General features: G+C 28.2%; 1 protein-coding gene. It reads left to right on the top strand.

All coding sequences use genetic code 11. The annotated features are described in order from the left end of the window. Nucleotides 1-559, top strand: a 559-nt coding sequence (locus DNK85_RS11630; protein ID WP_208123179.1) for a hypothetical protein, incomplete at its 5' end; no start/stop codon positions are given. Nucleotides 560-760 lie beyond the last annotated feature (201 nt).

Here is a 760-nt window from a genome sequence, read left to right as displayed (position 1 = left end):
GAAAAAAAAAAAAAAAGAAGAAAAAAAGAAAAGGAAAAAAGAAAAAAGAAAAAAAAGAAAAGAAAAAAAAAAAAAAAAAAAAAAAAGAGGAAGAAAGGAAGAAAGAAAAAGGAAGGGGGAGAAAAGAAGGAAAAAAGAAAAAAAAAGAAAAAGAAGAGAAAGAGAAGAAAAGAAGAAAAAGAAGGAGAAAAAAAGAGGAGAAAGGAAGAGAAGGGAGAAGGATGGGAGAGTAAGAGAGAAGAAGAAAAAGGGAAAGAAAAAAAAAAAAAAGAAAGAAAGAAAAAGGAAGAAAAAAAGAGAGAAAAAGAGAGGAGGAGAAAAAAGGAAAAAGAAAAAAAAAAAAAAAAAGAGAAAAGAGGGAAAAGAGAAAAGGAAAAGGAGAGAAAGAAAAAAAAAAAAAAAAAAGAAAAAAAAGAAAGGGAAAGAAGGAAAAAAAAAAAGGACAAAAGAAGAAAAAAGAAAAGAAGAAGAAAAGGAAGGTAAAAAGAAAAAAAAAAAATGGAGGAAAAAGAAGAAGGCAGACGAGAGAAGGAATGGTGAGAGGAGTAGAGAAGTGTGAGATTACGATATAAAGGATAGAGAAGAGTAAATAAGGAATTGCGCAAAAGCATTGGAGATAGAATAAATAGGAGGTAAGAAGAGTAGTGAATAAAAAGTTTTACGAAAGGAAAAGTAATTGGTGAAAAGTAAGTTTAATAAGATTTGAGAAAAGATGGGATTGTCTTGATCTATCAGGTTTTCTGTATTTTCGTTATTTTTA

This window comes from Cysteiniphilum halobium (assembly GCF_003574425.1).
Lineage (GTDB): Bacteria > Pseudomonadota > Gammaproteobacteria > Francisellales > Francisellaceae > Caedibacter > Caedibacter halobius.
Note: the sequence above shows the minus strand (reverse complement) of the source record. Positions and strands in the feature narration are given on the sequence as shown.